Origin of the sequence: Bacteroides sp. 1001302B_160321_D4, assembly GCF_015667765.1 — a bacterium.
GTDB lineage: Bacteria > Bacteroidota > Bacteroidia > Bacteroidales > Bacteroidaceae > Bacteroides > Bacteroides xylanisolvens.
Window position 1 is genome coordinate 1 of record NZ_JADPLO010000057.1, and the last position, 23,369, is coordinate 23,369.

At 52.5% G+C, this 23,369-nt stretch carries 12 protein-coding genes and 1 rRNA gene; 1 reads left to right on the forward strand and 12 read right to left on the reverse strand.

Annotation, left to right across the window (positions count from 1 at the left end; translation table 11 throughout):
* Nucleotides 1-111 precede the first annotated feature (111 nt).
* A 16S ribosomal RNA gene (locus tag KFO40_RS19300) occupies nt 112-1,640 on the reverse strand.
* A gap of 586 nt (nt 1,641-2,226) precedes the next feature.
* Between KFO40_RS19300 and KFO40_RS19305 the strand changes: the two genes are divergently transcribed.
* On the forward strand, nt 2,227-2,412 hold the full coding sequence (locus tag KFO40_RS19305) for a hypothetical protein (protein WP_211146708.1): 186 nt from the start codon (nt 2,227-2,229) through the stop codon (nt 2,410-2,412).
* A gap of 639 nt (nt 2,413-3,051) precedes the next feature.
* On the opposite strand, the gene KFO40_RS19310 is transcribed toward KFO40_RS19305, so the two are convergent.
* The 11 genes from KFO40_RS19310 to KFO40_RS19360 form a co-directional block, all read right to left on the reverse strand.
* Nucleotides 3,052-3,906 (reverse strand): DNA adenine methylase, encoded by an 855-nt coding sequence (locus tag KFO40_RS19310; protein WP_004326018.1) that lies wholly within the window; start codon nt 3,904-3,906, stop codon nt 3,052-3,054.
* Between the two features lie 95 nt (nt 3,907-4,001).
* Nucleotides 4,002-4,646, reverse strand: coding sequence for a thymidylate synthase (locus KFO40_RS19315; protein ID WP_004326020.1), 645 nt, complete (start codon nt 4,644-4,646; stop codon nt 4,002-4,004).
* 72 nt (nt 4,647-4,718) lie between these two features.
* Nucleotides 4,719-4,961, reverse strand: a complete 243-nt coding sequence (locus tag KFO40_RS19320; protein WP_004326021.1) for a hypothetical protein — start codon at nt 4,959-4,961, stop codon at nt 4,719-4,721.
* Nucleotides 4,962-5,140: 179 nt separating this feature from the next.
* Entirely contained in the window at nt 5,141-5,626 is a 486-nt protein-coding gene (locus tag KFO40_RS19325; protein WP_211146709.1) for a hypothetical protein, read from the reverse strand.
* Nucleotides 5,623-6,927 (reverse strand): reverse transcriptase domain-containing protein, encoded by a 1,305-nt coding sequence (locus tag KFO40_RS19330; protein WP_149936358.1) that lies wholly within the window; start codon nt 6,925-6,927, stop codon nt 5,623-5,625. Before KFO40_RS19330 ends, KFO40_RS19325 begins: the two co-directional genes overlap by 4 nt.
* 516 nt (nt 6,928-7,443) lie before the next feature.
* Nucleotides 7,444-14,163 (reverse strand): hypothetical protein, encoded by a 6,720-nt coding sequence (locus tag KFO40_RS19335; protein WP_211146710.1) that lies wholly within the window; start codon nt 14,161-14,163, stop codon nt 7,444-7,446.
* A gap of 13 nt (nt 14,164-14,176) precedes the next feature.
* Nucleotides 14,177-14,482, reverse strand: a complete 306-nt coding sequence (locus KFO40_RS19340) for a hypothetical protein (protein ID WP_005943920.1) — start codon at nt 14,480-14,482, stop codon at nt 14,177-14,179.
* A gap of 11 nt (nt 14,483-14,493) precedes the next feature.
* Nucleotides 14,494-18,228 carry a hypothetical protein gene (locus KFO40_RS19345; protein ID WP_211146711.1) on the reverse strand — a complete coding sequence of 1,245 codons (3,735 nt, stop codon included), beginning with the start codon at nt 18,226-18,228 and terminating at the stop codon, nt 14,494-14,496.
* Nucleotides 18,229-18,274: 46 nt separating this feature from the next.
* Complete coding sequence (locus tag KFO40_RS19350; RefSeq protein ID WP_004326780.1) at nt 18,275-18,739, reverse strand: hypothetical protein; 465 nt, start codon at nt 18,737-18,739, stop codon at nt 18,275-18,277.
* A 1-nt stretch (nt 18,740) separates the two neighbouring features.
* Nucleotides 18,741-23,132 carry a tape measure protein gene (locus tag KFO40_RS19355; RefSeq protein ID WP_195196114.1) on the reverse strand — a complete coding sequence of 1,464 codons (4,392 nt, stop codon included), beginning with the start codon at nt 23,130-23,132 and terminating at the stop codon, nt 18,741-18,743.
* On the reverse strand, nt 23,133-23,333 hold the full coding sequence (locus KFO40_RS19360) for a hypothetical protein (protein WP_005846360.1): 201 nt from the start codon (nt 23,331-23,333) through the stop codon (nt 23,133-23,135).
* Nucleotides 23,334-23,369 lie beyond the last annotated feature (36 nt).

Here is a 23,369-nt window from a genome sequence, read left to right on the forward strand (position 1 = left end):
ATAAACAAGTACCAGTAGTACAAAAAACAGAACCTTTAAAGTCATTATTTTTAACGATGGCCGTTTTACATTATTCATGTAGAATTGCATCGTCTTACGACATCGCTCCAGAAAGGAGGTGTTCCAGCCGCACCTTCCGGTACGGCTACCTTGTTACGACTTAGCCCCAATTACCAGTTTTACCCTAGGACGCTCCTTGCGGTTACGTACTTCAGGTACCCCCGGCTTTCATGGCTTGACGGGCGGTGTGTACAAGGCCCGGGAACGTATTCACCGCGCCATGGCTGATGCGCGATTACTAGCGAATCCAGCTTCACGAAGTCGGGTTGCAGACTTCGATCCGAACTGAGAGAGGTTTTTGGGATTAGCATCCTGTCGCCAGGTAGCTGCCTTCTGTACCCCCCATTGTAACACGTGTGTAGCCCCGGACGTAAGGGCCGTGCTGATTTGACGTCATCCCCACCTTCCTCACATCTTACGACGGCAGTCTCTCTAGAGTCCTCAGCATCACCTGTTAGTAACTAAAGATAAGGGTTGCGCTCGTTATGGCACTTAAGCCGACACCTCACGGCACGAGCTGACGACAACCATGCAGCACCTTCACATTTGCCTTGCGGCTAACCTGTTTCCAGATTATTCAAATGCAATTTAAGCCCGGGTAAGGTTCCTCGCGTATCATCGAATTAAACCACATGTTCCTCCGCTTGTGCGGGCCCCCGTCAATTCCTTTGAGTTTCACCGTTGCCGGCGTACTCCCCAGGTGGAATACTTAATGCTTTCGCTTGGCCGCTTACTGTATATCGCAAACAGCGAGTATTCATCGTTTACTGTGTGGACTACCAGGGTATCTAATCCTGTTTGATACCCACACTTTCGAGCATCAGTGTCAGTTGCAGTCTAGTGAGCTGCCTTCGCAATCGGAGTTCTTCGTGATATCTAAGCATTTCACCGCTACACCACGAATTCCGCCCACCTCTACTGTACTCAAGACTGCCAGTTTCAACTGCAATTTTACGGTTGAGCCGCAAACTTTCACAACTGACTTAACAATCCACCTACGCTCCCTTTAAACCCAATAAATCCGGATAACGCTCGGATCCTCCGTATTACCGCGGCTGCTGGCACGGAGTTAGCCGATCCTTATTCATATGGTACATACAAAATTCCACACGTGGAAAACTTTATTCCCATATAAAAGAAGTTTACAACCCATAGGGCAGTCATCCTTCACGCTACTTGGCTGGTTCAGACTCTCGTCCATTGACCAATATTCCTCACTGCTGCCTCCCGTAGGAGTTTGGACCGTGTCTCAGTTCCAATGTGGGGGACCTTCCTCTCAGAACCCCTATCCATCGTTGTCTTGGTGGGCCGTTACCCCGCCAACAAACTAATGGAACGCATCCCCATCGATAACCGAAATTCTTTAATAGTAAAACCATGCGGTTTTAATATACTATCGGATATTAATCTTTCTTTCGAAAGGCTATCCCCGAGTTATCGGCAGGTTGGATACGTGTTACTCACCCGTGCGCCGGTCGCCATCTTTAGTTTGCAAGCAAACTAAAATGCTGCCCCTCGACTTGCATGTGTTAAGCCTGTAGCTAGCGTTCATCCTGAGCCAGGATCAAACTCTTCATTGTAAAAGTATCTTTTTCATCTATTAAGATGTTTTTTGCTCTGTTCAGGATGCCGTAAATTTATTGACCTTATTCAAATACCTATTTTCTTCAAACGTATTGCTGCTCTCTCGGACAAGTATTGACGGTTCTATTTTTTTACTTGTACTACTTGTATTGTTTATCAATATTTCAAAGAACTTGCTGCTTTCGTTTCAAAAGCGGGTGCAAAGGTAAAGGCTTTATTTTTAACCACCAAACTTTTTCGGAAGTTTTTTTTATTTTTTTTCTTTTTACTCATTTCTCAGACTCTCTATGCGAAAGGGAAAGAATGTATAAAAGAAAAACAAAGGCCGTTTTCTTTGCGAATCGGACTGCAAAGATAAGAACTTTATTTATTATACTCCAAAACTTTTCGGAAGTTTTTTGTTCTTTTCTTTAAGCGCAATTTCGCTTTTTCACTATGTCAATTCTGCAAGGCTTTCTTCTCTTGGAAAGCGGATGCAAAAGTACACCCTTTTAGTATACAATCCAAATATATTAAACTCTTTTTTCTAAGTTTTTTTGAAAGAATCTGCTAAAGTGCTGAAGGATAATGATGTTGTAGAACATGATTTTTTATCATGAGTGGATTGGCGGCGGAAACGGTACACATGAGACACATTATTATATCACACGCGGGCGCGTAGGTGCACGCAAGAGAGAAAAAGATGCAGAAGAAAGAAATAACAAAATTACAGTCGAATTACAGCTGAGAAAAAGACAACAGGAAGAAAGAGACAAGAAGATGATATAGAAGGAAAACAAGAAAAAGAACGAAATGTAAAAAGAATACTAGGGATATACCACAAAGGGACATTACAAAAGGAGATTATTAAAGGGGTGGATTAAAGAGGATTATTAAAGAGGATGGATTAATTGGAATGGTTAATTGGGCATGACTAATAGAGTAATTAACAGGATATATAGAAAAATATTATAAAAGCAAGAGAATTTATTGTCAACCGTTAGAATACTTGTTCTAAGCAGTCTAACGGTTGACTATTCCATATAGATATGCCGGATAAATACTGAGTATACCGATCAGACTCTATATACAAAATCAGAATATCATTCTTTTTTAGGATTCTCGATCCGCAGGCTGACAAGTTCAACCCACTTCTTTATGCCCAAATCAAAGCCGCCTTTTTCTAATAGATGAAGAGCGCCCGCATAATGAAGGTAAATCCGGAAAAACCAGACGTGCCGCTTAACAAAAACGATGCGTTTCAAAAAGTACAAAAACGACGCGTACAAGAAAAACGGTGAGCGCGGTCCTATTCAGCATGATCAAAGCCCACCGTTTTTCTTTCACTTGAACCCTCTTTAAATGGCTTTAAAATATCATTTAAAAGCCATTGCAGATTCAAAATAATTTCCTATCTTTATGCAATTGTTAGGCTGCTATACCTGACACCTCATCCGGCTTCGTGTACAGCATCATGTCTGTATATTTAGCTTGATAGTTTACGCTTGCACTAAACTCCACTTTCCTGCATTCCTTGAATGGGCTGCCGACAAATGGGTTTCGGTCCATCCAGTCGCACAGTTCTAAAATGGAGGACTTGTTCGAGGTGAAGTACACGAACGAATGCCCTTTCAGAACGGTTAGTACATCCAGATAGTCAGCCAGACGCCAGAACATCTTGTAAGTACCCACCTCGGTGGAGAGGTACGGCGGATCAACCAGGAACACCACACCCGGAACATCTTTGTAACGTTTGAATACTTCCTTGTAGTCTTCGCTGGTTATAGTCAGTCCTTCCAGATAATCCTTTGCTTCGGGATAGTCTGTCTGCCGAATCCTATTGTAGATGGCTTCTTTCTTCATTCCTTCCAAACTGGTCACATATTTCATGGCGAACAACAAGGATGCGGAAACCGTGATATAATCCACGTAACCGTGCTCTTTTTCTTCCCTCTCAATACGAGCAAACATTTTATCGCGAACCTCCCCGGTTATACGTTTGTTTCTGGGTTCCCCTTCAGCTATCCGACGCAAATCGGATAACAGCACATTGGTGGCCGGGATATTTACAAGTCGGCAGCGGTAGTTGTCGAAGTCATTATACACAACGGTGGCATCAGGCCTGACACATTTGGTAATATGTGACAGCAGGCCCGAGCCGCCAAACAAGTCCACAAACACGGTGCTGTCCGGGAACTGTCCCAGCACCTTGATAAATTCCCTCGCAAACATGCGTTTCTGCCCCACGAAAGGAAGCGGGGCGGACAAATACATCTTTCTCATTTCATTCTGCTTTAAAACGGCCGCAAAGGTCCCCAGAATAAACGAAAAACAGCGGGAAACATGAACTGTTCCCGCTGCAAGACATATACAGCAAACTACACGTTCAACCCGAAGCGGACCGTCTCGTCACCGGCGATCAGCGCACGGGTGCCCGGGATATTATTCTCGTAGATATGTACATTGCCCAGATAGAGAGTGATCGACTTCAAGGGAAGTTCTATCTGCCGCGCCATCAGGTACAGGTGGTAAATATCGGAAGGTAGCCCGAGGTTTGCGTCACTGCTGCGCTGGTAGGCGGACAGAACCAGTTCACCGCCATCTAACTGGAACTGTACCAGACTCAAACAGGGTGCCTGGTTGCTCTCGGCACCGGTTTCGCCCAGAAAAAGCACGTAGTTCTTGCTGTTGCGCCTCTCCCGGTTAATTTTCGCTATCAACGGAGGCAGCTTCTCGAAATAGGTCGGGTAACTGTTCACCAGGATGGAGCCGCAATAGTCCCACCAGTTGATGCCGGCCTCCCGGTACTTCTCCACGTTGCGCTCACCCTGCATAAATAACTGCAACTCGCTGCGGAGCTTCTTGCGGGCGATATTATGCCCCTCGAATATGTCAAGCAGGTCCGCCGGTGTCAGTGACAGCTGCTCGTTCAGAAGGTATTGTATATTTCCCTTCTTGTTGGTCTGTGTTTTTCCCGTGGCAAGAATCTTGTCCAGAATACGGTAATACTTGTTCATAGCCATTTCCTCCTTCTAAATTTGAAACACCCTAAAGATAAGGGGAAACGGCACTCCCTACGACATAAAACAACCCGTTCACACTGCAAGCGTCTTGCAGTCGCTCTGGAATCGTTTCACCAAGGCATAAACCTTGCGTTCGCTCACCGAATACTTTTCGGACAATACGGCCACAGCATACGAGACTTTTTCACCTTGATCGAGTAGGCGGGTATAGTCCGCGTACAGGTCGATATACCGGGCATCTTCCAGACGGATGCCGGCCGCCTGAAGCCTTTTCAACAGCTCCCGGTTAAAGTTTAATATCTCAATCACTTTCATACAACAAAAAAATTATATCTTTGCATCGCCAATCATTTTTTAGACAACAAAAAAAACGTCAAACCGTGACAGAGGGTATTTGCCCCCGGTCGCGCGGTTTGGCGTTTCATGTTTATAAAAGTGATTGGCGTTACTTTTTAACAGGCCGGGGGCTTTTTTCTTATCCTCCCCCGAAGGATTTATTCCACCCGGTACTTCTCCGGATCAAAAGCGTCTTTCTTCCTCCAGCCGTCAGACAGCGTGTCCTGAACATGCTTCATGGCTTTCGTGTAGAAATCGGTCAGTTCCTCCAGTGTGACGAACTCCCGATATTGGGGAACCTCATCCGTACCGAACTTGAATGTCACGGGAAGCGTAGCACCACCAGTCTGTACGGCCAGATCATACGCTGCCTTATAATTGAACTGGTTTTCACTTGACAGCCATACCGGCATACCTTCATAGAGAAAACCGGAAAGTATCTCACGGTCAATTTGCTCATTACACCAGTCTGTAATGACGGACTTTATAGTATCCATGTGAGGTCTGCCGACAAAGCCTTCCTCCATGTAGGAGGCGGCTCCGTCCTCACGTTCCTGCACATCCCAGCGGATGCGCCATCTGTTGCGTGCCGGGCTCACGCACTCGATCAGTTTTATCCCGGATGTTCCTTCTACCCGTTTCATGTAAATATGTATTTAGTTCGACCCTTGCCGAAGGTTTCCGTCTTGATGGTGGTCTCGAACGGGAAGCCGTCGGGCATATCCTTCACTTGCAAGAGGATGTTCTTCATCTCCTCGCTGTTGGTAAAGAACTTTTTCGGTTCACCGTTCATCTCAATGGCCACGATACAGCGGTCCTCGCCCTGTTCGGTCTTGATGCCCGTCTCGAAGTCCTTCACCACAATCGGTAAGTTCACCAGCTCCCGGATGCTTACCACCACCCCGGGAAAACGTTTCTTGCCGTCCTCCGGCTTGTAGGAAACGTTCAAGTCTTTAAATGATCTCATGTCTTTGCCTGTTAATTTTTTAAACAACGTATGACAGTCGGCGTGCTTGGCCATCCCGTAGAACGACGCTATCAGCTCACGCCTCCTCCTTCTCGATTTTACCTCGTGCATTTTTCGGGCGAACTTCTGCTTGATGCGCTTGCGAAGGCGGACATGGTCCGCACCGAAAGTCACATACCCCAGAAAGTCGATGCCCTCGCCCGGCGGGAACACGCGCTCGTTCCCCTTCACCAGGAGACCGGCACACTCCATGCGCCCGTGGACGGCATCACGAATCTTCCACAGTTCCGCTTTCGTTTTACCCAGTACGACGCCGTCATCACAATAGCGGTAGAAATGACGCACGGCATACCTGTCCTTCAGATAATGGTCCAGATACACAGACAAAAGCAAATTGCCCAGCCCCTGCGAGCTGCGCAGGCCGATACTCAGACCTTCAGGCATCAGGCGGATAAAGCTCTCCAGCATGGTCACGAGCTTTGCGTCCTTGAACACCCGGCTGACGCAATACATCACAAAATCCTGCTTCACGCTCTCGTAGAATTTGGTGATGTCAAACTTGTAACAGTAACGTGTACCATCAGGGTCTTCGGCCATGTCACGGCGGACATACGCCAGGAGGTCGTGCATCCCCCGTCTCTTGATACTGGCGGAGGTGGTACGGATGAAACGTTTCCGCAGATGGCGGTCCACCACCGCCATGATGGCATGCACGGCGATGCGGTCCTTCATCGGGATCACCTGAATGCGGCGTAGCTTGCCGCCCTCGATGATCTCGCGTTCACGGTAGTCCTTCACGCGGAAAGTACCGGATGCGATCTGCGCGGCCAGCTCCTCCAACACCTCGGGCTTATGCGCGAGCAGATAGCACCCCTGGCGGCTGCGTTTACGCTTGCTGCCGCGAAGGACCTGCCGGAAGGAAGCCTCCATGTTGGAAGGCTCCACGATCTCCTCGATGATATACCCAACCCTGCGCATAAATTACTGTTTATTGCTTTTAATACGGGGCCTTCAATCCCCCGGGCCCGGCTTCTTCGAACCGTTTCCGGCCTACCAAACCCTACCCGACACTTTATTTTTCAGTTTTCCGGCCCTTACGGACCGCTGTTACTGCGGCTTGCCCCCCTCGGCACCACGGTGGGGACAAGTCCCCGGTGTTGTACGCCGATTAAAATTTCCTTTCGATTGTTGTTCAGACGAGAACCGATGTTCGTGTTCGTATTCGAGGAATCGTTGTTCGCATTCGACATCGAAACACCGCCATTCGGGTTCGCGTTGTTGTTGCCACGATAGACCACACGGCCTATGGGGAGGCGCCACCTTTCAAATGCAAAAGTACTATTTTCAAATTATTATTTAACAAACAGATACAAAACCTGACGTCAAAAAAATATTTTTCGACGGGCTGACGCCCGTAATGAACAGCGTTCCCCTGCTCGGGGAACACCGGATGTTTTGTCGCTTCGCTCCCGCTTTGACGCTTTACGCGGCCGATCATGCAACCTCGCTTATCGCTTTAAACGCCACGGCGCTCGACGCCTTAACGAGCCGGCCGCGGAAGGCCAGACGAGAACCGATGCTCGTGTACGTATTCGAGGAATCGTTGCTCGCATTCGACATCGAAACACCGCCATCCGGGTTCGCGCTGTAGCTGCCACGAAAGACCACACGGCTGGAGGCAGTGGATATGTAGTAGATGTCGCAGTAATTTGTCGAGGAGGAACCCGAAACGGAACCCACCGGAATCACGTCCATATATTTGCCATGCGCCACGGCGGTAATCCAGATACCGGAGCTCACGGAACCCTTAACCAGGCGGGTACTGCCGTCAGGCATCCAGATGCGCCACTTCCCGGAATTGCCCGTGTCATTAGGAAGATCCACGCCGTCCATCATGTCATATTTATGACCATAGATGTCCTCGTAGCCAAGGCAGCAAATATTATTCACCTGCGTAACCGTGGCCCCGCCGTAGTCATCCTTCTCACGGTACCACGCATACTGGTGGACGGAGTTTTCTATCAGGCTGTTCGTCACATTAGGGTTGATTGAGGAGGCTTCCTCGTAGCCGATCGTGTCCGTCATACCGCGGCTGGCAGTACCACCCGTAGTACGGTTGTTCGTGTGAGAGCCCGCGCCGCATTGTTCCTGGCTGTCACGACGACCGTACTTCGCGTAGAAAAGATTCGCGATGCGCGAGTGCATAAGGGCATCAATCTGCTGCATACCGCGCTGGACACTGTAATAGTGGAAATCAGCCCAGGTCATGCTCGCCGTAGTGCTCCCGCCGGTAATGCAGGCGCGAAGTTTGGAACCGACAACACTGCTGCCCACAACGGCACACAAGTGCTCGTCATTAGGCACCCATTCGGGTTCCATATCCTCGATCCTGTCACTGTTAGAAAGGACAACCTTATCGAACTCTGCCGTGTTCAGAATGGAGAAGTGAAGAGCAGTGGCACCCTCCGGAACATCGGCAATCAGGTACATACCGGCCTCGAACTTGTTGCTCAAGGTAGGGACGACGATTGAACTGATGACCGTGCCGGAATCGTCTGTGAAAATGCTTCCGACAAGGCTTGTACCGGGAACGCTCGGGAAACGCACACGCTTGTAACCGTCCACGTTCACCTTGCATACCGAATACGTACTGTCAGTACTGTAGCTGTTCGAAAGCGTATCCTTTCCGCTCATGATCTTACGACCGGAAAGATAACCGCCACTCGTGCCCTTAATGTCGTCAAGCGTAAGGACGTCAGCATCCGGAACGGAAGGCATGTTATCCGAACCGTTACTGCTGTAACAGGAGTAATGCTTGCCGTTCAGGTAATCATTGATACCCTTGCTCCAGAAGAAGGGCTCGTACATCATCCAGTCACCTTCAGTGCCGTCCAGTCTGGCAGCCGTGCCGTCGGCGTACTTGTTGCTGTCCGTGTCGTCCAGCGGGTAGTAGGTCATCTCACCGTCCAGGTTGTTCACCGTGGTATCAACGTTCGCCATGTTCACACCCCGCGTCGTCGCTTTTTTAGTCACTTTAGCAAGTACACGGTGACGCTGCTTCAGGATGGCGGAAATATGACCGCTCACCTCATACGCGTTGTCATACTTGTAGCCGGTACCGTTGTCAAGGTTGCTCACGTTCGCGTCATCCGATACCTCGTCGTCGAACTCGATCATCGTGTATTCCGGCTGCCGGATATTCAGTTCCGGGAAGTGCGCCTTCAGAGCGCTGTACGTATCGTCATCAATGTAGCGCGTGAGCTGTACCGTACCCACCAAGGCGCACGTGTCCGTAGTGTTGCCATCGGAATCCACACCGCCCATCCCGACAAACTTATCCAGCCACGTACCGTCATCCTCGCGGTCAATACCGGTTACTCTGATACGTTCCACACCCGTGCAACGGCCCAGCAGGGTTTCCCAGTCAATACCTGGACAACTGTCAAAGATGAAGGTCTTCACCTTGCTGTAGCTTTCCAATGTCAGCCCGCCGGTGGTCAGTCTGCCCAGATATTCCAGACGGAGGCTGGTCAGTGTACCGGGAAGGTGGAGCAGCGTCACGGGAGAACCCTTGGCTAGCACCACGCTCTGCACCTGCGTACCGCGGGCCTCAAGTTCTTCCAGCTTGGTCTGCGCACTCAAATCCAGCTCGGTACTGGTACTTCCCCCGGTTTTCGCCTGTGCCTGGTTACGAAGGTTGAGTTTACGTAGCTGCTTGCAGTTGCCGATGTTCAACCACCAGCCGGTACTGCCGTTGCCGAAACTTTGAAGGTTCAGTTCGCGCAGCACGGTACATTTGCCCAGGTCGAAAGCGTTTTTCAGGTGGTCGGCGGCCCCGCTCATATCCAGCACCTTCATACGGCTCGCGCCATAAACCCTCAAGGGATCGTTCACCGTATAGGCACCGGTGATGGAAAGGCTCGCAGCCGCATCTTTCTTGATGATGCCGGTATTCCCTATATTCGGGCTGTTGTTCGTACCGTAGCCGAAAGCATAAACCTCGTTGGCCGTAATCTTCAGCACGTCGGGGGTGTCAGCAGCCGTACGTGCCAGATAGAGGTCGATGTTGTCACTGGTGAAATTGCTCGTGCCGTACTTAGCATCCAGAAGGGCGAAACGATTACGCACGAAATATTCACGGTGCGCACGGTTACTGCCCTGAAGGGCGTAGATGAACGGCCACACCTTGCCGTACATCTCCTGCGTGGCGGGCAGGATGTACTTCAGCTCGCCGCTCTTGTTATAGGCACGGTCGCACCAGTTGCCCGCCTGCTCCACGTTCAGCATGTCCAGGACACGGCTGGTGGTAAGTACACCGCGAAGAGCCTGCGCCTGTGTCTTCAGGTCAGCGTCCAGGTTGGCCAGAACGAGGTTCCAAAGCCAGCTGTCACGGCCTTCAAAGGCATATTTCCCGGCCTCGGCGTCATAAGTGTCGCGGTCGGTGGTGTAGTCATACACCAGGAAACAGTCGTTACGTTTTCCCATCTGGGTATCACCGTCGTAGTAGGTGATGTACCATATCAGGCCGTCCCACGTGCGCAGCATCATGTTCTTCGCACGCTGGTCAACGGCAAGGAAATAGTCCGTCCAGAGGTAATACGTCAGCAGGAAAGCCTTGTCGAAATAGTCACTTATCTCGTCCCTGAACTTCTCGCTCTTAAAAGTGGAGAGGTCGGCGCTCGTCGCACCGTCCGGAACACACGAGCGTATCCATGCGTACAGCCGTTTCACGGCCGTACGCTGCGACTCGTCAAGGCCCGCCCATTTCACATCATCCGGAACGTTGGTCTCGGCACCGGCATCAAACACCTCCTCCAGATGAGCGTCACTTGTGGTCTTGAAAAGGCACATGGCCTCGGTATTGTTCAGCATTTCCAGAGTGAGGGGACAGGCAGGATCGTAACCCTCCACGCCACTAAGGCCGAACAGGTCGCCGCTCTTGCTTTTCTCGTTGTTGAAGTTGTATTGCCCCACATAGTTGTTCTCGCCGTCCTCCGCAGCCGCCACAAACATGTCGATAGGCACACCGTCGATAGCGGTACGCACGGTGACCGCGTTCAAATCGCTGCCGCCCGTCTCGTACTGGTAACGCTGCGGAGGGGTGAGAAGCCCCATCTCCTTCAGCACGTCGTTGAACAGTTTGGCACCGCCTGTGTTCAGCGACATGGACGAGTCGGAATAATCACTCTTCAGACAGATCAGGTTCATGGCGATGCCACCGGGACGGACGGGATATTTCTTTTCCGCCTGCTCCTTGCCGCCAACGGTGAAGCTAAGGTTCGTGCCGCCCTTGCTGATATAGATACGGATGTTCTTGCTCGGATATTTCGTGGAACTGGTACCCTGAATACGGATATAACAGTCACGAAGCACGAAGTCGTATTCGGATCCGAAAGGGGAGTAATAGAAGATATCCGCCGAAAAGTCCGTCTTCTTGTTGTTCTCGGCATACACGTCATCGAGCTTGTTCTGGCGCACGATACGCAGCACCCCCTTGCCCTTGGCACGCAGCTTGTCCATATCCACAGTGTCGGTATCACCCAGGATATCGTTCTCCTCATACAGCGCGATCATCTCCTCACCGTCCGCACTGTCCACCATCCGGTTCTCCAGTTCCTCGTCGTCACTCAACCGGCGGGTATAGATACGCACGCTCTTTACCTCCACGTCCGCCCCGGCGCTGTCAATGGTGATATATTTCGGATTGTCCTGGCGGAAGCTGAAGGCGTTGTCGTAGATGTCGGCACCGGTACGGTTGCCGTCCACATAAAGCTCCATCAGACGGCTCTCATTGCGGGTACCCACCATGAGGGCCACCTTGATCCACCGGTCTTCCACATAATTCGTGCCCAGCTTGATCTCACGCTCCACCAGCTCGTCGTCCTCGTTGGTATAGGACACTTTCTCACCGGTCTTGAAACTCGCTTCCGAAGGGGTGATATAAAGCCCCTTGCCACTGTCGAGACAGTCCACAACTGCGGTATCGCTGTCAGTGGGATTGCTTACCCGGAGGGTCAGTTCAATGGTCAGCCCCGTACTTTTCACATCGGTGGCAAAGGGCCGGTAGCCGATGACGGCTTTCGCACCGTTGGTCAGCTTCAGCGCCTCACCCGTCCAGCCGTTGCTGCTCCAGTCAAAACCCTCGAACGTGGTCTCCACGCCGTTCGACTCCCATGTTCCGGGGTTACTCTCCCCGTTGCTGCGGCCCGCCGCGTCAAGCTTGACCGCCAGGCCGTAGGTGGCCTCGCTGATATCGATACCGCTCTCACCCACGTCGATGCGCAAAGTGTACCCGGTCGGACCGGCTTTCAGGACAAGCGTCTGCGTGCCTTCCTCGGTAAACCGGTTACTGTAGGTCATCATGCTGCGGGGAGCGCTCACGGTACTGCTCTTGACGCCGTTTTTCCAGAACTCCACTTCAGCGGGCACACGGTCGGGATCATAGGCCACCCAGTCGAAAGTGAGCTTCTCGTAGCGGCCGGCTTCAAGGACCGGCTCCAGATGCTCGTCCCGTCCGAGGACATGCCCGTCGGCATGAATGAGCTTCAAACCGATGAAGGGCGCGCCGGTTCCGGCCTTCAGCAGGTCGATATGGATGCTCTCGCTTTTCAGCGTGAGGTCGTCAGTTTCCATCTCGGCCACCAGCTGGGCGGTATGCCGCCCCACGGACAGGCCGGTCATGGAAACCTCGAAACTGCCGTTCGTCGTGCCGCTGCGGGTGACCGTATGCGCGTTCTGCTGTACACCGTCCACGTACAGGCTGACGGTTTTCGTGCCGGTACCGCTCACGGCGTAGGGTATACTCGCGGAATCATAGGTACCGTAACCGCCGTTCTGGATGGTGGCCGCCAGGTTGTAACCGCAGGAAAGGGACAGGGTGACGCTCTTCACGCTCACGTACGCCTGCTTCTTCTGCGCCTTGCCCGTGGTGGGATCGGTAGTCTCGGCAATGACGTAGATATCGCTCGTACCCACCAGCAGGTATTTGGTCAGGTCAAGGGTATAGGTACCCTTGCTCACTTCCTTCAGCGAGGAGGAATAAGTGGTGGTCGTCCCGCGCTTCACCTGGATGGTGACGGTCGCTTTCTGTCCGGTACTGCTACCCTTGTCATCACCGCCGGCAACCTGGTGGTCATAGGTATAGGTAAGTTTCACCGCTCCGCCTTCCTTCACGGTTTTCTTGTCGGTCTCGGCAAGCAGCACGATCTTGGTGGTGGAGGACTCACCGCCGCCACCGCTGCCGGCCGGGATGTCAACGCTCGCGATCTCCGCCCCGCTCTTGTTGGTCAGCGCAAGGCGGACACTGCTCTCGTCGTCGCTCACTTCCGCGCTCATGCCGAACACGGTACCGGCTTCCACCTCCTGGAATTTGGCGGCGACGGTCTTGTTCTGGACGGGATTGGTACTGTCGGCATCCAGGCTCTCGTCCACTTCCAGCTTGTCGATGGTCAGATCCACGTTGCCCTCGCTGTCGGGAACTTTCTTCTCGCCGTTCACCGTCAGGCTCTTCATCGTTCCGGCACCGCCGAAGTCCTCCCAGCTCGCCTCCTGCTCCCAGCTCGACAGACTTGTCCCCACGAACTGTTTGGTCTCCCATTTGCCCTGCGAGACTTCATAGGTGATGCAACGGCCCTTGTAACGGTATTTCTCATCCACGGCACCGATCGCGGAGGAAAGGACATAATAACCGCTCTCCAAAGGGACTTCCGCCGTCACATTATACGTGTTACCGCCACCGCCCGTACCACCGGGAATATCAACGGAGGCAATCTCCGTCCCGGTCTTCCCCAGCAGGGTGAGTTTCACCGTGTCGTTCTCCTCATCAGGGACGACCGTCATGCCACCGACCAAACCGTCGTTCACACCGGCGGCGGCATCCTCCGCCTGTTTCGCAGCCGCGGATGCCGCTGCCGCGGCGGAATTTGCAGTTTCAGCAGCCTGATTGGCGGTACCGGCCGCATCAGACGCCATACCCGCAGCTTTATTCGCCAAAGCCGCAGCATTATCCGCTTTCGTGGCAGACGCATTCGCCGTGGCAGCGGCATCATCGGCCGGTTTACGCAAAAGGGTAAGCGGAGCACTCACCAGCTCACTGCCGCGAAGGGCGGGGAGACTTTTGATATTGTCAAGGGAGCTGACCTCCACAAGTTCATCAACGCTCTGGCTCTCGGCCTTGATAGCGTTCAGGATCTCCTGTTTTTCCGCATTTGTCATGGCTAATCCTCCATTACCCTTCTATCTGTTTCACTATTTGGGAATAACAGCCCGGAGTAAGACCGGTGACAGCTTCCTTTATCAAAACCGCATCCTCCGATGTCAGATCCACATCCGCATCGGAACCCATAATCCTCATGCAAAGACTGTAAGCATGTAATTTCTTTTCATTATCCGTCTGAATATTACCGCTCGGACGGAAACCGGTACCGTTGAACAGGCACTGGGAGACTATGACTCCCATACACTGGGGTTTCTTATCAATCAACAGCACGCTACCGTCGAAATCCTTAAAATACACATTAAAATTTACTTTCATATCCTTTATTTTTAGATATATGTCATCTTAACGACAATTCCATTAACAACCTCAAGGGTATAGTTATAAGTTATAAAATTACTCTTTACAGCCCACTGGAAGGTACCTGAAACACCCTTTCGGTAACTGTATGTCCCATCGCTGGCCAGGCTCCATCCCGTACCGTAATTGTTCGACAGGATATCACCACAATACACCGCCCCGTTCACATGCACACCACCGTCAAAATAGCCGGCATAAGTATTGGCTCTGATAGGATAGCTTTGACCAGAGGACTTGCTGGAGGCATAGATAGCGGCACCACCCAGATTCGAGCCTACGGCCTTGACACCGAACCGTCCCTGCGTGGCGGCATTAAAGGACACATCCACAATACCCTCCATGTCCGTTTGTGAGACACCAAGTTTCAGACTGCGGGAATCATTGCCGAAATAATCACCGGCTTTCCAGTACAACCGTCCGGAATCAATCGTAAAACCGCCGATTTTACCCTCATAGGCATACACTGTACCATAAATCTTGGCGTTGCGCGTCTCAATACTACCGTCTTCCAGAATCTTGAAATTATCATTAGCCGTAACAAGCCCCTCCAACGTGATATTATCGCCCTTGATTTTTACGCCGTCACCCCCAACACCTACAAGGGATTTCAAATTTCCATCACCGTCAATGGCATACAACCCGGAATATTTGGAAGTAACCATCAGGCCGGTCTCTTCCAGCAAGTTCTCGTCTTTGTCGAACACCGCCGCCGAAATCTTTACCAGACGCTCCGACTGCTCGAAAAGGGTTTTATAACGGTGTGTCAGGGATTCCACACGGTCGGTGCTCAATATGAGCATATACAGGTAAATATCACCGGTAAAACTCAATTTAAAATCACCTGTACCGTTCCAGAGTCCGCTACAGGTGTACTGTACGTACCCGTCGGTCGCGGACAGTTCTTCCTCCACCTCCATGCTGTTGAAATTGGCAAAGCCTGTCTTATCCACACCCACAAACTCCACACGCAGCGTGCCGGCCTTGGCACAGCGGTAAAAGAAAGTCAGGAACACTGGGACGGCTTCCTTCTCCCCACTGTCATTTTCAGGCATGGAGGGAATACTTTTCAGGTTCTCACGTTTCTGGAGGATGTACTTGTTACGAATCCGGACAACCGTACGGCCGTCATCCTCGGTCACGCTCGCGCTGTCACCCTTCCTCGTCAAGACGTTACCGTTCGCCCAGATCCACCGGTTGCCCACAAGGAAGAACACGGTCTCGTTCTCCGTGTTCCACTTCATAAGGCCGTCATCAAAGGCGGGGTTATTCAGGTAGCCGCGCTCGGTGGCGAAGTCATTCCGCAGGGCGGTGACGGAACTGACGATTTTCCCCTCGACTATCTCGAACTTCGTCTTGATATCCTCGCCCGTTACCAGAAGGAACGTACCACGCAGGTAGGCGTTGTCGCTGTACAGGCCATCACCGTGAGGCTGGTTGTCTGAAGGGAACCAGTCGTCACTGATACCGTCAAGGTTGCCCAGACGGGCACGCAGGCAGCCGGTGAAGTTCTTCGCCTTCACCACGTCCATCACGTCCACACGGGGCTGCCCGTCCTCGGTGGCGGAGATCAGGATCAGGTTCTGGCGCAACGGATTCTCCGTGTTGCCCATCAGCACGCACTCGTCACCAGACTCCGGAAGAGAAGCGCCGAACTCGTCCTCGCCCACGAGGATGGAACCACCCTCCACGCCGGCCACCTCAACCCAATAGCTTTTCAAATTCCCGCCGCTGAAGGTCTGGCAGCGCATGAGGTCATGGGCCACGAAAGTGTTCTCCTGCTCGAAGGTGATCCTCCAGTAACCGCCCTCAAGAACAGCGGTCTTTATTTTCCCGTTGGCGGCACTGACACAAAGCTGGCCGCCGACGCTGCGTACCTTCTCGATAAGCAGCTCCAATACTACCATGACCTGGCGTACCGTCAGTTTGTCGATGGTCAGATGGGACAAAGCGTCCTCCATCCACAGCTGCCACCCCTCACCGAAAAGACCGTCCACGAATTTCGGGCTGCGAAGGAACTCACGCACGACAAGGGTCAGCAGCCCGGCATTGCCCTTGTCATCAATACCCGCATTATCCTCCTGTCCGAAAGAGGCTCCCGCTTCGAAGGTGATCTTCCCCTTTGCACGGTCATTCTTTTTTTTGCTGATGTGTTCCGCCTGGCTTCTCCGCGCGGAAAAAAGATTGTTGTCCGTAGGCAGTGTCTTGTCCCAGCTACGGATAATGTCAGGAAGCGCGGCACCCTCCGCCTTTGACTTCGTATAGTTTTTCAGTTCCCCGATACTGTCATTCACCCGTTCAAACGCACCACTATGCAGGGCATCGCTGATCTCAATGTCCATCTCCCCGGGTTGGTTCACCTTCCGGGTAATTTTCGTGATGCGGCTGCTGCGATAACCGGTTTCGGGGAAATACTCCTCGCTTTCAAGTCTCACACGGCGGCCTACGGACAGGGAAACACCGTTCTCCTCAATCCACACATGGTCGGTCGGGGCCTTGTAAACGGCAAGATCCTGCCAGCATTCGGTATTGAACTGTTCCACCGCCGTAAGAAACTCCTCCTCGGCAAGCGGGTAATATTCGTCCGGCATACGGATATTCCAGAGAATATAACGGTCACCGGATTTCGGAATAAGTTTGCCGCCGGGGAGTTGCGTGTCATCATCATAGGGCCATATCGTAATAATCTCGAACTCACGGGTGGCACTGTTGAAATTCACCTCGAAATAGTGGTCCTCACCCTGCCCCAGTCCGGAAAGGTCACCGTCCTGGAACGATACACGTTTGGTCTCGTCGGGCAGCTCGTAATCGTTCGGATCGAAGTTCAGGCTGTCGTCCCTGAAATAATAGACCGTGAAAGGGTTGCCGTCGTCATCTTTCACATCTTCGCTGCGCACACTGCTGACAGCCCCGATCCTGCGGGGATAAATGCCGCTGAAGGCGTCTTGCTCGTAACGGTCATAGATGCCGTACTCCTCCGTATGTATCTCGACATATTGCCTGCCCCCCGGAAGCATCAGTCGGCTATGCCCGTATTTTGACGGATCTATGTTCCGCGTGCTGCCTACCGGGAACAACCGGGTATAAAAATTGTCGGTACCCGTCGTGTCGCGTTCGATTCCGGTCAGTCCCTTCCCGTAGCCCAGCGTTATTTCCTCGCCATGCTCACACCGGCACACGTTCACGGTCTGGCCTTCCACCCACCATTCAGCCTGCCCGCCGACCGCTTCGGCTATCTCTTTCAGGGCTTCGTTGCAGTACTTCCCCTCATAATCGATGACGATAAGGTCCGTACCGTCCACCCGCCCCACTTTCCAGTCGGTGGTGTGGTTCATTCCGTCATTGATACACTTCACGATCATGGCCACGTGTTCACGCGGAGTCGCTGTCAGCGTAAACACAGGCTCGGTGTTCCCGTCGGTGGTCTCCAGCACAAGAAAACGTCTCACCAGGCTCTCGATACCGTAAAACTTCAAATCATATACCCACTCCTGGCCACTCTTCTGCTTCGGGGTGTACCGTTCGGTCAGCCAGTAGCGCTCACCCTCAAAGTCCACCCGGTCATTCACGTCCAGGGCGATATATTCGTAATGCGTGAAAGAGAGTGTCAGGACATTGTCACCCTGCACCTCCTTCACCTGGGTGGAGCTGTCGCCCGCCTCGATATCGGTCCGTCTGTTGCCGTTGCTGTCATAGATGGTCAGCATGTCTGTATCTTGTTTAAACGTCGTTTGAATAGGGTTTGAATCACATTTATATGACCGGGACAGGTTCCCGGAACTTCACCTTGAACTTGCCGGCGTGCACGCCTTCCTTCCAGAGATAGGTCAGAGGCTGGAACTTGCTGCAATCCGTATATTTCACACGGAGAGTCAGGGCAAGTTGGGGAAAGGAAATCTCAAGCCACCCGTCACGGCCTTTCTTCAGGAAATTGATGAACTCGAAATACTTCTTCAGCCAGCCGGCCTGCGTTTTGCCAAACAGGGCGAAATGAAGCGTCACGTCACGGGCCTCGTTCCTGGGCGTCAGCACGGAGGAATATTTCTCCCCGTCCTCCTCCCGGATATTCACAGCCGTGTCCGTTTTCGTCTTGCTCGGGGTCAGGATGGCGGTCAGGTTATCCATCCCGCCGCGCTTGTCCTCAACGAGGAACACCCCGTATGTACTCCAGATGTCGGTACCGTTGACAAGTACCAGACCGCCTAATATCTTTTCCATATCATTTGCATTTTACTCCGTCACGATTGATTTTACGAATCTCTTCCTCTATTTTGCCAAGGTGCGACGCGCTCGTGCCGGTGTTCTCCTCGATACGGGCAAGATGCCCCTCGGCGGTGTTCATCTTGTCGATGACGCTCTCCATCTTCTCATCGATGCTCGACCAGTGTTGCAACCCGCTGGTGAACATGCCGTCCAGTTTTGTACCCTGGTCCTGTGTCATGGCTGAAAAACCGCCGGTTTTGGCGCTCTGGCTCGTACCGCCCGAGTTATCGTACCCGGTGGCCGCGGCAAGATTGTCACGAAGAGCGACGGCTTCCTCGACATACTTCATGTACTCGTCCTGGAGGGCCTTACGCTCGGCTTCTGTAAGGTCATTGTCTTCCATCGCCTTGCCGAATTTCTCCCACCAGCCTTTCAGCTTGTCGGAATACAGCTCACCGATCTTGTTTGACAGCATCGCACGCATGAAATACTCGGATATGTCCTCCGCCGCGGCTGCGGCATCATACTTCATATCCATCAGGTTATCCACGAAACTGCTGTACATGCTGTCGAAGGAAATACCGGTGAGACCTTCATACAGCTGGTCGGTAAGTTCCTCCAGCTTGCCCGCCTGGTCGATATAGTCATCCAGCTTCTCGGTCAGACGACCTCCATATCCGCCCTTGCCGGTATCCTGGATCTGCGTCCACATGTCCACGTTACTGCGCAACTTCTTCATCTCCTCCGGACTTAGGTTCCAGATGTCACCGTTCCAGCTACGCCCGATCTGACCGCTCAAACGGTCAATCTGTTCCTGTGAGAAACCGCCCCAGTAATAATTCCAGCTGTGATGCGAACCGTGATAGCCGGCCTGCGACATGGCCATGTCCAGATAGTTCGAGTTCGTCTCCTGCTGGAGCCTGTAGGCATCCCGGTAGGCGGCCACGGACTTTGTACCCTTGCTCGCCTTGATCTCCTCCGTCAGGTCCTCGATAGCCGTCTGCAAGGTCTCGTTGCGCTCGGTCAGCCGGTCGATGGTTTCCTGGACCTCTTTGGCATTGCTTGAAGTCGTCCAGGAGGAAAATCCGCCCCAGGTCAATGCGTCGAATATCTTGCCCACACCGGAAAGCAGCGATTTTCCGATAGTCACAAAAAGATCACCGGAAAGCATATCGTCAAGAATACCGCTCACGGCATTGAACACCGCGTCGAGCAGGCCACCGATGACCACACTCAAACCATCCTTGAAAAGGTCTATAATACTTACAATCCAGCCGACAACAGGCACATCCTCAAGTGTTTCGGAAACCTTTCCGAAAGCCTCGCCCAGTTTGCCGTCCACTTCCTTGGCACCTTTGCCGAGTGTGATCAGGCCATTATACGCCCCGCTGATACTGCCGGAGGCAATCTGCTGCAATCCGTCCCTCACATTCTCCATACTGGCCTTCAGACCGGAGGCAGTATTCGAGAGGGACTGCCGGGCACTGTCAGCCGTTTCCTGCAAGGCGTTTATATTCTCACTCGCGGCATCGGCATTGGCCTGCGCCGTTTCCAGGGCTTGCCGGGCGGACTCCTTCTCCTGTTCGGTTCCGGACTGTTGCGCCTCAATGTATGATTTCTGGGCGGCAATGAGTGCCGTATAGGTGTCCGCATACACCGCCTGTGCCTCCTTCAGGTCTGAAAGGGCTTTCTGGTAGGCAGTAACCTCGGCACCCAGTTTCTTGAAACTGACCTTGCCGGAACCGCCCAAAGCCCTCTCCATCTGCTGGACGGCAGAGACAAGCGCGTCCTGGCTGGCATGGTCGGCATTTCGGAACTCGTCAGTGAGCATGTATTTTCTGGCATCCGCCAATACAGGCTTTATCATATCGGAAAACATCCCGCCGAATTCACCGAAGACAGTACCCCAGTCAATACGGGCTTTCAGTTCCTGCACTTCGATGCCGGCAAGTTTGCTGTCACGTTCAACACCGAGAGAGAGCTTCTCGCTGCCGGATGTCGTCTTTTGTATCTTTTCCGCATATTCGGTCGCGATGGCGAGTTTCTGCTGCTGGAAGGTGCCGTAGGCCTGCAAATATTCCTGCATCACTCCGAACTCTTCCCGATAAGCTTCCGCTATTTTTTTCTGTCGGCCGGACTCGTTCAGCTCACGGGCCTTGTCTATTTCGGACTGCTGATCTTCCGACAGCGAACCGGACTGCCCCGCTTTCGCGTTGTCACGTTTCCAACCGGCTTCCTGCTTGGCTATTTCATCCTTGCGTGCCTGGTATTCATTGTCTATCTGGCGCAGCTTCTTCTCCAGCCCCTCGGTCATCATCTCAATCTCCGCCTCGTCATTCTTCCTTTGCAGCCCGGCGAGTTCCTGGCCCAGCTTTTCAGAAACCTGTTTGCGGCGTTGGGCTTCTTTCTCCGCCTTGTCCGCCTTCTTCCGTTCGGCCTCGGAATCCTTATCCTCACCGGGCTTGACCTTGTCGTACTCCTTTTTGGCGGTATCGACGGCATCCTTCAGTTCTTTCGCCTTCTTCTCAAACTCCTCACGGGAAAGGCTGTTGGACGTTTCCTGAAGAAAGGCGTTATAAGCCTTGAGCGCGTCCTGGTATTTCTCTTTTGCCGCAGCCACCCAGTCAGTGCTTGAATCCGTGGGCAGGTTACGCCGGTTTTGTTCCGAAACCAGTTTGTTCAGCTGATACTTCAGTTCGTCACGGGAATAAGTTCCGGTAAGATTTTCGTCACCCTGCGTAATCTTTCCGTGTTCCTTCTCCTGGACAGACATCCGGGCAAGCAGGGTTCTACGTTGCTTTATCTGCTGTGCAAGGGTCTCGTTACTCACACCGGTCAGGTTTTCGAAATAGGCATTTACCTCGTCCTTGCGGATTTGTCCGTTCAGGCTCTTGCGTTTTCCGTACAGATTCTGAAGCTCTGCCTCCTCATCCCTTGAACGTGCGGATTTCTGGACATATCGGGCTCTTTGCCGCCCGTAGCTGTCCTGGTAATATTCGGTTGCCAACCGGGTCTTGCCTTCAAGTTCTTTTATCCTGTCATCCACACGTTTCAATTCATTGGCGGGATTGGATATGGACTCACCGGCTTCCAATCGGGCTATCTCTTCCTTGATTTTCTTGATATTCTTCAGTTTCTCATACTCGGTGTCGTATTTGGAGAATATATCCGGATATTTCTGTTCCAGCTTGTTTAGCGCCTCACGCCGGGCATCCGTGGACACGGCTTCATCCCCGGCAATGGAACACAGCTCCTCTATTTTGCGCCTGTGCTCTTCCTCGGCCTCTATGGTTTTCTGCTTCTGCTGCTGATACCTTTCCTCGGATTCCTGCAAACGTTCGGTTTCCGTCTTCATGGAGATCAGTGCCACGGCAACACCGGCAAGCAGGGTCGCAACCAGCACATAGGGATTGGAAAGCATGGTCCGGTTGAGCATCTTCTGCGCTTTCTCAACCAGCAGGAGCCAGTTGTAATGCAACGCCTCCGCAGCCACCGCCCAGCCTTTCACGGCCGTGACTGTCATGACGGCGGTCCGGTACACACCATACGTGCCGACAAGCCCGAGCAGGATACGACCGAAACGTTCGTAATGCTCCACCATGTAGGAAACACCGGAAAGCGTGGTGTTGATGACACCTTCCGACTGTTGCCCGATTTCATTGAACATCATTGAAACGGCATCCTCTATATTGGAGATCTGTCCGGTTATCGTTTTGGATTGTGCCTCCATCAGACCACCGAATTTTCCGCCCTCGTCCGTCAGGCTCTCTATGACCTTCTGCACTTCGGGAAAACCGACCTTGCCTTCCTCCACAAGCTCCTTCACCTTGCTTTCAGCCACGCCGAACTGCTTGGCCAGTTCGGCGATCATAGGGATGCCCCGGCCGGTGAACTGGTTCAGGTCCTGTGTATAAAGCCGTCCCTGGGACATGGTGGTGCCGTAAAGATAGACCAGATCGTTCAAAGGGATGGAAAGTCCGGCAGCGATGTCACCCAAGCGGATCAGCGTCTCGTTCACTTTCTCCGCTCCAAACCCGTAGGCAAGAAGCTGCTTGGCACCCTGCGCGACATCCTCCAGGCCGAAAGGAGTGGTCGCGGCCGTATGTACCAACTGCTGCATCAGGGTGTCGGCCTTCTCCGCACTGCCGAGCATGGTCTGAAACGACACCTCCAGCTGCTGGAACTCGCCGCGTACCTTGGTGATGTTCGACACCAGCTCCTTGATAGTAAAGGCGGCCGCCAGCTTGCCGACGGTGTTGTTCAACAGGGAACCGCTCCTGTCAAGTTCCCGGATCTGTCTGTTGGCGGACGATGCCTGCTGGGACATCCGCTCGATCTTGCCCACGGCCTTGTCAAGACGGGCGCTCAAATGGTCCACCATAAGGAATTCTATTTGTACCGGTTTCATCTATTTTAGCTTGCTTTGAAAAAATCCTACTATTCCATCCGCTTCATCCTCGGCGCTCCGCTCATCCGCAGGACCGGAAGATCCGGACTTGTCACGGACATACCGGGGAGCGTCACTAAGCATCATGATCAGGGTCTGGTAATTCACCTTGTTCAGTATATAGTCCACGCTCCAGCCGGTGGCACTGGCAATCTGCCACACAAAACCGAAAGGGCTATGGGAGCCTTCATAACGGCT

Coding starts and splice junctions, on each gene's coding strand:
- KFO40_RS19305 (WP_211146708.1), top strand. CDS start 2,227: ATGATTTTTTATCATGAGTGGATTGGCGGCGGAAACGGTACACATGAG.
- KFO40_RS19310 (WP_004326018.1), bottom strand. CDS start 3,906: ATGAGAAAGATGTATTTGTCCGCCCCGCTTCCTTTCGTGGGGCAGAAA.
- KFO40_RS19315 (WP_004326020.1), bottom strand. CDS start 4,646: ATGGCTATGAACAAGTATTACCGTATTCTGGACAAGATTCTTGCCACG.
- KFO40_RS19320 (WP_004326021.1), bottom strand. CDS start 4,961: ATGAAAGTGATTGAGATATTAAACTTTAACCGGGAGCTGTTGAAAAGG.
- KFO40_RS19325 (WP_211146709.1), bottom strand. CDS start 5,626: ATGAAACGGGTAGAAGGAACATCCGGGATAAAACTGATCGAGTGCGTG.
- KFO40_RS19330 (WP_149936358.1), bottom strand. CDS start 6,927: ATGCGCAGGGTTGGGTATATCATCGAGGAGATCGTGGAGCCTTCCAAC.
- KFO40_RS19335 (WP_211146710.1), bottom strand. CDS start 14,163: ATGACAAATGCGGAAAAACAGGAGATCCTGAACGCTATCAAGGCCGAG.
- KFO40_RS19340 (WP_005943920.1), bottom strand. CDS start 14,482: ATGAAAGTAAATTTTAATGTGTATTTTAAGGATTTCGACGGTAGCGTG.
- KFO40_RS19345 (WP_211146711.1), bottom strand. CDS start 18,228: ATGCTGACCATCTATGACAGCAACGGCAACAGACGGACCGATATCGAG.
- KFO40_RS19350 (WP_004326780.1), bottom strand. CDS start 18,739: ATGGAAAAGATATTAGGCGGTCTGGTACTTGTCAACGGTACCGACATC.
- KFO40_RS19355 (WP_195196114.1), bottom strand. CDS start 23,132: ATGAAACCGGTACAAATAGAATTCCTTATGGTGGACCATTTGAGCGCC.